This window comes from Streptomyces montanisoli (assembly GCF_017813245.1).
GTDB lineage: Bacteria > Actinomycetota > Actinomycetes > Streptomycetales > Streptomycetaceae > Streptomyces > Streptomyces montanisoli.
Window position 1 is genome coordinate 1 of record NZ_JAGIQL010000223.1, and the last position, 8,338, is coordinate 8,338.

Here is an 8,338-nt window from a genome sequence, read left to right on the forward strand (position 1 = left end):
CGGCGGCATGGGGCCGGGCGGCGGCGGGAGCACGCGCGCGAGCGGCGGCAGCGGACCGGCCGTGCGCGGGGCGGCGTCGGGCCGCTCGTGCTCGTCGAGCGTCACGTACGGGCGTATGTGCAGCGGGTGGAAGTCCTCGGCGCCGGAGGCCTCGGGGGCCGCGGTCGCCTCGGGAGCTCCGGTCGCCTCTGTCGACGCGGTCGCCTCGGAGGCCGCGGACGCCTCTGTCGACGCGGACGCCTCGTGCTCGGTGTACGGGGCGCACGAGCAGCCCGCACCACCGCCCGGCACGCGCGGCGTACCGCACGCACGGCAGAACCGCCCGTTCACCGTCACCGTGGAACCCCTCCCCTTTGTGAACTGCCCCAGATTATGCAGCCACTGGGGCCCCAGGGGAGCAAACGGCGGGTATTTCTACCGGGTCCCGATGTCCTTCCCGTACCAGATCTCGGAGTACGGGCCGGAGTTGTACGCCGGGATCCGCCGGAAGCCGTGCTTCACGTAGAGCCCGCGCGCCTCGATCAGGTCGAGGCGGGTGTCGAGTACCAGCCGCGCCGCACCGAGAGCGGTGGCGGCCGCTTCGAGCGCGGCGAGCACCGCCGCGCCACCGCCGGTGGAGCGCGCTGCCGGACTCACGTAGACCCGGGTCAACTCCGCCCTGCGCGCGTCGAGCAGGCGCACACCTCCGCAGGCCGCGGCCTCGCCGCCGTACCTGCCGACCACGAACTGGCCGCGCGGCGGGGCAAGTTCGAGGGCGGCGCCGTCCGCGTCGCCCGCGTCGACCTCGGCCTCGGTGGCGGGTCTGCGCCAGTAGCGCCCCGCGACCTCCGCGTAGTAGGCGCGGCGCAACCGCGTGGCGTCCCGCGTCCCGGCGCACTCGGACCGCACGGACCAGGCGCGTGGATCAGGCACCGTCATGATCCATGGCCTGATCCACGTACGGATGCGCGTACCGATGCACGTACTGATCGTCGGGCGTTCACGAAACGATCTCGTTTCCTCACAGGATTACGGGCAACCAGAGCGAAGGTGACAGCCGGTCACCGCGGCGAAGATCCGCCACGATGGCCGGGCGCAGACGACCCGGCAACCAGGAAAGGCCATCATGTCCACAGTACTGATCGTCATCGGCCTGATCGTGGTGTGCGTGATCGTCGTCGCCCTGGTCCTGTACGCGGGGCCGCGCAGGGGCAGGGGCAGCGGGAAGGCGGGACTCAGGCGCAGGTTCGGCCCCGAGTACGACTTGGCCCTCGCCCGGCACGGCGGCGACGCGACCGAGGCCGAGCACGAACTCAGGGAGCGCGTCCAGCGCCACGGCGGCCTGCGCGTGCGGCCCCTGCCCGCCGAGCGGCGCGAGCGCTACATGTCGCGGTGGGCGGGGCTGCAGGAGCGGTTCGTCGAGGCCCCGCACGAGGCGGTCGTCCAGGCCGACGCCCTCGTGGCCGAACTCGCCGCGGAACGCGGCTACCCGGTCGCGGACAGCCCGCAGGCGCACGACGAACAGCTCGACGCCCTCTCGGTGCACCACGCGCACCGCGTCGGCGGGTACCGCACGATGCACCACGCCGCCGCGCGAGCCGCCACCGAGGGCGGCGGAGTAGATGGCGGCGTGCGCACCGAGGAGCTGCGCGAGGCGATGGTCGGCGCGCGCGGGCTCTTCGAGCAGCTGATCCTCGCCGACGGTGGCGGCCACGGCGGCCGCGCCGCGGCACGCGCCGGCCGCAAGGACAAAATCGCCATGCGACCGAAGGGAAGCGGAGCCTGATGTTCGGTAGGAGGAAGAACGACGAAGCCGAGGCCGAGGCCGCGCGAGAACCGCGCCCGCCTCGCCTGAGCGCCCAGGATGCGCCGGACGACGTCCGCGCGTCTGAGCCCGCCGGGAACGTTGGCCCCGCCGGAACCGACCGGCCCGACAGCACCGACCGGCCCGCCGGGACCGACCGGCCCGCCGAGCCCGTCGGGCCGGCGAAGACGACCGCCGAGCTCTACGGCGGACGCGAGCGTGCCATACGCCGCGAGCGCGCACTCCGCCAGGAGCGCGAGTCGGGCAGCGGGCCGTCCACGTCCGCGGGCGATCCGGCCACCGGGGCGGCGGGCATCGCGCCCACCGCCGATCCCTCGGCCGCCCGCGCCGCCGTGCGCGAGGAGGAGGCTCCCGCCGCCCGCGATGGGGCGTCGCCCGCCCGGAACGCCGGTACGGCGGAGACGTCGCGGCGGGCCGCGGCCCCGGCGGCGCCCCCGTCCGCCTTGTCCGCCTCGTCCGCCCCGTCTGCCCCGTCCCCCGGCGCGGACGACCGGTTGATCCCCCGCGCGGAGAGCGAGGAGTTCGGCCGGCGGCTGCACGGCGCGCTGACCCACTTCGTCGACGACCCCGGGCGGTCGGTCGAGGAGGCGGCGAGCGTGCTGGAGGAGACCGCGCAGCGACTGTCCACCGCGCTCGCCGAGCGCCCGCGCGCCTTGCGGGCCGGCTGGGAGGCGGACGGCCCGGACGGCACCGCCGGCGCCGCCGACCGGACCGAGCGGCTGCGCCTCGCCCTGCGCACCTACCGCGAGACGACGGAGCGCCTTCTGACGATCTGACCGTCCGAGGGCGCGGCGGGCGGCTGCGCCCGCGCGAGGAAAGGTGACGCGGAGGCGGGTGACGGGCAAGAGCCCGTCACCCGCCTCGGTCGTCCCGCACGAGCCCCCGCCGTCAACCTCCCCGCTGTCAACCTCCCCGCCGTCAACCTCCCGCGTCAGCCCGGCCCAATTCGTCCCTTCGCGGCGAAACAGGGGTGACAGACGGCCGAAGAGGGGGTTGCCTCTACATTCCGGCCCGCGAGGTGCCAGGCTCTTGCCCCAGGGGGCCGCATCCGTGGCGGTTTCGGACGGGAGAGGGAGGTCGTCGCGAGGTGGCGAACGCGGAGGGAAGTGTCCGGGGCGATACGGCGCCGAGAGGAGTGAGCGGCGGGCCCGCCGCCGCGCGGGCGCTGCTGTGGCTGGTGGCCGCCGTGCTCGCGGCGCGCCAGGTGGCGGCCGTGCTCGGCAAGCCGCCGGGCAGCCGCCTCACCGACCTGGCGACCTGGATGGGCCCGACCGGCGTCCTGCACGTGAGGGGTTCCCTCTACGACCATGGCTCGACGTTCACCGGCACGCCGTTCGCGGGGGCCGTCCTCAAGCCCCTGACGCGCTCGGCGGAGCAGTCGCTGGGCGTCGCCTGGACGTTCGGCACGCTCCTGCTCGTCGTCGCGGTCGGCGTGGTCGCCGCGCGTGCCCTGCCGGGCCGTACGCGGGTGCCCGCCGCGCCCGTCGCGATCAGCCTGCTGATGCTCTCGCTGCCCGTGCGCAACAGCTTCCACCTCGGGCAGACCAGCATCATCCCCGTCCTGCTCGTCCTGCTCGGCTGCTTCGCCGCGCGCGGCGAGCGCGGCGCCGGGCTCCTCGTCGGGCTCGGGGCCGCGCTCCAGCCCGCCGTCCTGCTGTTCGCGCCGCTGCTGTGGCTGACGGGGCGCAGGAAGGCCGCCGTGACGTCCGTGGCGACCTTCATCGGCTGCTCGGCGCTCGCCTGGGCCGTGCTGCCCGCGGACTCGCGCACGTACTGGGTGCACCACCTCGCCGGGATCGGCCTCGGCGAGTCCGCGTCAGGGCTCGCGAACCAGTCCCTGCACGGCGCGCTGCTCCGCTTCGGCGCGCACGGCGTCCTGGGCACGGTGCTCGCGGCCGTGCTGGCCGCCGTCGTGGTGTGGATCGGCCTGCGGCGCGCCGTGCGGTACGCGAAGGACGGGCAGTTGCTGCTCGCGGTGGCCGTGACGGGGTGTGTCGCCGTCGCCGTGTCGCCGACCGCGTGGCAGTACCAGCTGATGTGGATCCTCCTCGCGCTCGCGGGCCGCGTTGGCAGGCGCGCCAAGGACCGGCTGGTGTGGCCCGTCGTCGTCGTTCTCGTGATGACGCTGCCCGGCACGGTCCTGCTGCCGAACATGGCCTTCGTCGCGCCCGTACGGGACAACGTGCCGCTGCTCGCCGCGCTGGCGGCCGCGTGCGTGGTGCCGTTCCTGGGGCGCACGTCCCCGTACTTCGACAGACCCGTGCCGACCGATTACGCGCAGCCCGTGCCCGCGCGCCTGAGCCGCGTCCCGCTCGCGGCGCCCGTGTGGCGGCGGCTGAGGGGCCGGCCGAACCTCGTGCTCGAGCTGCTCGTCATCCGCGTCGGCTACTCCGCCTACTCGCACATCAGGCTCGCCGCCTCCGCCGATCCGGCGACCGCGGAGGCGCACGGGCGGGCGGTGCACGCCCTTGAACGCTTCCTCCACATCGACGTGGAGCACTGGGCGAACCATGCGCTCGTGCACGTCGGATGGTTGCGCGCCTTCCTCGACTTCTACTACGAGACGTTCCACTTCGCGTTTCCGCTGGCGATCCTCGCCGTGCTGTACTGGCGCAGCCCGGCCGACTACCGGTGGGCGCGCTCCTCGCTCTCCTTCGCCACGGTGCTCGCGCTCGTCGGCTTCTGGTTCTTCCCGCTCGCGCCGCCGAGGCTGATGCCGGGCCTCGGCTTCATCGACACCGTGCACGGCCCGCAGGACCTGGCGCATCCGAGCTACGGGGCGATGACGGCGGTCACCAACCAGTACGCGGCCATGCCGTCGCTGCACTTCGGCTGGTCGCTGTGGTGCGGCGTCACGGTGGTGGTGCTCGCGCCGAAGGTGTGGATGAAGCTGTTGGCGCTGCTTGACCCGCTGTTCACGGTGTCCGCGATCATCGCCACCGCCAACCACTGGGTGCTGGACGCGGTGGGCGGCGCGACGGTGGTCGCGGCCGGCTTCGGCCTCATGTACCTGCTGGGCGGGCCGCGCAGGCTGCTGCCCGCGGCGGCGCCGGCGTCGGCGTCGGGGGACCTCGCGCCGAACCTCGACCCGCCCCCGAGCAGCCGGGCGATCGCGGCGCGTCCCGTCGAGGCGCCCGACGACGGGCCTCCACCGCGGGACGCGGGCCGTGCGCCGGAGCCGGCGAACGACCCGGGCAGGCAGCCGGGCCCGGACCCGGACCCGGACCCGGCAGCGCGCTGAGCGGCACGGGCCGCACTGCCGAGCCGCCGATGCAGGCGCGCTCACGCCGAACGCAACTCAGCTCCGGTCGAAGACCAGCCTGCGCAGCAGATCAGTGTCGGTCAGATCGTCAAGAACGACGTCTGCCCCCGCCTCACGCAGCTCGACGGCAGAGCTTCGGCCGGTCGCCACGGCGATGACCCGCACGCCGTTCGCGTGCCCTCCTTCAATATCTGCGGGTGTGTCGCCGACCAGTACCGTGTCCGCCGCTGCGATCGCTGAGCGGGTGAGCGCGAGATCGACGAGGGCAGGCCGCAGGTCGGCATCCTCGCCGTATGCGCCGACGTTCCAGTCGATGTGGGTGGCGAGCCCGAAGATGTCCAGCTTGAGTTCTGCGACCGCGCGGACGTTGCCCGTCACCACAGTCTGGCGCGTCGTGACGCCGAGCCGGAAGTGCTCGGGGAGTTCGGGACGGCTACCGCGGCTCTGTGGCGGGAAATCGCCGAGGAGGACGGGACGCCGTGGAAACTGGGGATGGCGGAGCGGGCGGCGACACTCGCCCAGATCCTCGGCGGGGGCCTGTAGGCGCTCGCGTTTCCGGTTGCGCCCAGCCGGACCGGCGACACGACGCGTCGTGCTGCTCACCGTGTTCCGCAAGACCAAGATGCGCGAGCAGGCCGAAGTGGATCGCGCCCACGCCGCACAGCGATTGTGCGAGGCAGAGCATGAAGCCGCCGCCGAGCACGACCTCTACAGCCGCGACCTCAAGGAGAACCGGTGAACCACAGCGAATGGAGGACCCGTCGCCACCGCCAGCTGCTGGGCGAACGCCTGGACGCTGACCCCGAGTACGACCGGGTCTACGAAGAGGCCGGCCTCGCCATGACGTTGGGCAAGGCCGTCTACAACCGGCGTAAGCAGCTGGGCCTGAGCGAGGCCGACCTAGCGGAGCGCATGCACGTCGACATCGATGACATCGAAGGCATCGAGACGGCCACCGAGCTGCCGCCCATCGCGGTCATCATGCGCCTGGCCCGCGCACTGGACCTCACGGTGGACATGCATCTCGCCGGCGGAGACGAGCCCACCGTCACCATCGTCGCCCCCGCGGCCTGAGGCGGGGAGGAACCATGCAGGACCCACCTTCCGCGCTCGCCCGTGAGCTCGGGCAACTCGTCCACGACCGGCGCATCGAGCTCGGGCTGTCCCAGGCCGAGCTGGCCGAGCGGTGCGGAATGAAGCAGCCGCAGATCTCCCGCTTCGAAGGCGGCGGGACCGTGCCCACGCTTCCCCTCCTGCGCCGCTTGGCTCAGGCTCTCGGCGCCGACCTGACCATCGGCCTCACCCCGCACGACGAAGCCGCTTGACACGCATGCGGAATGAGCCGGTCGCTGTCCGATTCGTCGGTTGCGGCGGACCGGAGTGGATGCTTCGCGGCGTCGTGACCGGACCCGGCGCCGACTCCGACATTCTGCAGGTACAGTCTCGCCAGATCTTCCTGAGAACGGTGGTTGACGTTCGCGGCGTCCACGCCACTACCCAACCGCCTCATCACGTTGCAGTGGCCGCCTCTGGCCGGATGGAACGAAGCCGACACTCCACTGTTCGACTGACTCTTCAGCTGGAGCCACTTGCCGTGACGCCGCTGCGACGGCGCCCGCTTCTCGGGCGACGAGCCGATGCGACGAGCCGCCGGGGCTCGGGTGCGGCTCGCTCGCCGGCGGGTCAGTCGTGAGGGTGGGTGCTGCGGCGGTTGACGACGACCACGCCCGCCGCGATCAGCACGATCACGCCGATCGCGACCCACCAGACCGCGCCCGAGAACACCGGGCTGTTGTCGGCGTCGGCGGCCGGGGCGATCGCGGCCGGGTTCATTGCCGCCTCGGACGGGGTGGGGCTCGGGGTCGGGGCCGGTGAGCCGCTGTGTGTGGGCTTCGGGACCGGCTTCGGGGCGGGGCCCGTCGCGTTGAGCTTCTTGACGAGGTCGACGCCGCCGAAGTCGGCCGGGTCGACGCCTGCCGTGTGGGCGGCGAAGATCAGGCGCGCGTAGGCGGCCGGGCCCGTCTTCTGCGCCCATGCGGGGCCGTGCTTCTCCAGCCAGTGCAGCGCGCCCTCGGCCTTGTTGCCGTAGCCGGCCGCGCACATCGCGACGACCGCCTCCGCCGTGGCGGCCGGATCGGGGGTGCCGGTGACCGTGTCGAGGTGCGAGCCCGCGGGGGCGAGCAGCGGCGCGAGGTAGGCGGCACCGTTGCGGGCGACGCCCTCGGGCGCTGTGGCGCCCGCCGGGTCGCACTTCGGCGGGGGGCCCGACTGCACCGGGGCGGCGACCTGGCGCTTCCCTATCCCGCCGAGCAGCGCCTTGACGGTCGCGTGGGCGTCGGCCACGGGCCGCTGGCCCGGGGACGGCGGGCTCGCCGCGAAGCCGCCCCCTCCGCCGGTGGCGCCCGCGTCGGCGCCGCCCGCCGGGGCACAGGGCACGGCCGCGGCGACGAGCGCGTCGTACGGCTGCTTGCCGGTGAAGGGTGACTTCACGGAGCTGGGCTTCGCACCCATCATGGCGAGCGACCCGATCACGACGGAGGTCGTGGCCGTGTCGGTGGGCGCGCCCGGGGTGGCGCCCCAGCCGCCGTCCGGGTTCTGCTGGGTGCGCAGCCAGTTGAGCGCGGCCTTCAGCCGCGGGTGCTGGCCGCCCACGCTGGAGAGTGCCTGCATCGCGAGCGCCGTGGAGTTGATGTCGCGCGGCTGGGCGGGGGTGCAGGGCACGGCGGGCTGCGGCCGGTAAGGGGTGAAGGAGCCGTCGGCGCACTGCTGTGACTGGAGCCAGCCGATGGCCGAGTTCGCGGGCCGAACCTCGGCGGCGTACTGGCCGAGCATGGCGAGTGACTGGCGGCTGACGCCGTCGGCGGCGGGGTCCTTGCTGCCGTAGAGCCCGGAGGCGTGGGTGGCCGGCTTGGGCGCGGCCCCCGCGGCGCTGGGGGACAGCGCCACGCCGCACAGCACGGCGGAGGCGGCGAGGGCGGCGGCGACGCGGCGGGCGGTGGTCATGGGGCGGACGGCGACTTTCCCTGACGGGCGGCGGGGGACCGGGCCACTCTACCGGGCGCGCCGGGAGGCCCCCGACCCCCGCCGCACCCGTCCGCGGTCCCGCCCCGCGGCTGCGGCCCGTGTCCGTCCCGGCAGGCCCAGGCCCAGGCCCAGTCCCGGGCTCAAGGCGTACGGGCTCCGCGGGGCGACGCCACCCGGAACCTCGGGCCGCCGCGCACGTGCGGCCCGTCGATGGCCCGGGGGCCCGCCCCGGGGTCGCGTCCCCGGGC

General features: G+C 74.2%; 10 protein-coding genes and 1 pseudogene. 7 read left to right on the forward strand and 4 right to left on the reverse strand.

Features of this window, described 5'->3' with window-relative positions; genetic code table 11:
• Both JFN87_RS30300 and JFN87_RS30305 read right to left on the reverse strand, forming a co-directional pair.
• Positions 1–336 (reverse strand): annotated as a pseudogene (locus JFN87_RS30300) (hypothetical protein); the annotation flags it as partial.
• A 78-nt stretch (positions 337–414) separates the two neighbouring features.
• On the reverse strand, positions 415–918 hold the full coding sequence (locus tag JFN87_RS30305) for a GNAT family N-acetyltransferase (protein WP_209345266.1): 504 nt from the start codon (positions 916–918) through the stop codon (positions 415–417).
• 187 nt (positions 919–1,105) lie between these two features.
• Here JFN87_RS30305 and JFN87_RS30310 point away from each other — a divergent pair, with 187 nt between their 5' ends.
• From JFN87_RS30310 to JFN87_RS30320, 3 genes are all read left to right on the forward strand, one after another.
• On the forward strand, positions 1,106–1,765 hold the full coding sequence (locus tag JFN87_RS30310; protein WP_209345268.1) for a hypothetical protein: 660 nt from the start codon (positions 1,106–1,108) through the stop codon (positions 1,763–1,765).
• Positions 1,765–2,580 (forward strand): hypothetical protein, encoded by an 816-nt coding sequence (locus JFN87_RS30315; protein WP_209345272.1) that lies wholly within the window; start codon positions 1,765–1,767, stop codon positions 2,578–2,580. Before JFN87_RS30310 ends, JFN87_RS30315 begins: the two co-directional genes overlap by 1 nt.
• A gap of 359 nt (positions 2,581–2,939) precedes the next feature.
• Positions 2,940–5,045, forward strand: a complete 2,106-nt coding sequence (locus JFN87_RS30320) for a bifunctional glycosyltransferase 87/phosphatase PAP2 family protein (RefSeq protein WP_307865653.1) — start codon at positions 2,940–2,942, stop codon at positions 5,043–5,045.
• A 57-nt stretch (positions 5,046–5,102) separates the two neighbouring features.
• Here the strand turns inward: JFN87_RS30320 and JFN87_RS34440 are convergent, their stop codons facing one another.
• Positions 5,103–5,669 carry an HAD family hydrolase gene (locus JFN87_RS34440; protein WP_307865654.1) on the reverse strand — a complete coding sequence of 189 codons (567 nt, stop codon included), beginning with the start codon at positions 5,667–5,669 and terminating at the stop codon, positions 5,103–5,105.
• Between JFN87_RS34440 and JFN87_RS30330 the strand changes: the two genes are divergently transcribed.
• From JFN87_RS30330 to JFN87_RS34600, 4 genes are read left to right on the forward strand one after another with little or no spacing between them, the layout of a single operon-like run.
• Positions 5,659–5,805, forward strand: a complete 147-nt coding sequence (locus JFN87_RS30330; RefSeq protein ID WP_372449316.1) for a DNA-binding protein — start codon at positions 5,659–5,661, stop codon at positions 5,803–5,805. The genes JFN87_RS34440 and JFN87_RS30330 overlap by 11 nt on opposite strands.
• Positions 5,802–6,140 (forward strand): helix-turn-helix domain-containing protein, encoded by a 339-nt coding sequence (locus JFN87_RS30335; RefSeq protein WP_307865655.1) that lies wholly within the window; start codon positions 5,802–5,804, stop codon positions 6,138–6,140. Before JFN87_RS30330 ends, JFN87_RS30335 begins: the two co-directional genes overlap by 4 nt.
• 14 nt (positions 6,141–6,154) lie before the next feature.
• Positions 6,155–6,391 carry a helix-turn-helix domain-containing protein gene (locus tag JFN87_RS30340; RefSeq protein ID WP_209345276.1) on the forward strand — a complete coding sequence of 79 codons (237 nt, stop codon included), beginning with the start codon at positions 6,155–6,157 and terminating at the stop codon, positions 6,389–6,391.
• Between the two features lie 5 nt (positions 6,392–6,396).
• On the forward strand, positions 6,397–6,759 hold the full coding sequence (locus JFN87_RS34600; RefSeq protein WP_209345278.1) for a DUF3710 domain-containing protein: 363 nt from the start codon (positions 6,397–6,399) through the stop codon (positions 6,757–6,759).
• Here the strand turns inward: JFN87_RS34600 and JFN87_RS30350 are convergent.
• Positions 6,750–8,069, reverse strand: a complete 1,320-nt coding sequence (locus JFN87_RS30350; protein WP_209345280.1) for an SCO2321 family membrane protein — start codon at positions 8,067–8,069, stop codon at positions 6,750–6,752. The genes JFN87_RS34600 and JFN87_RS30350 overlap by 10 nt on opposite strands.
• Positions 8,070–8,338 lie beyond the last annotated feature (269 nt).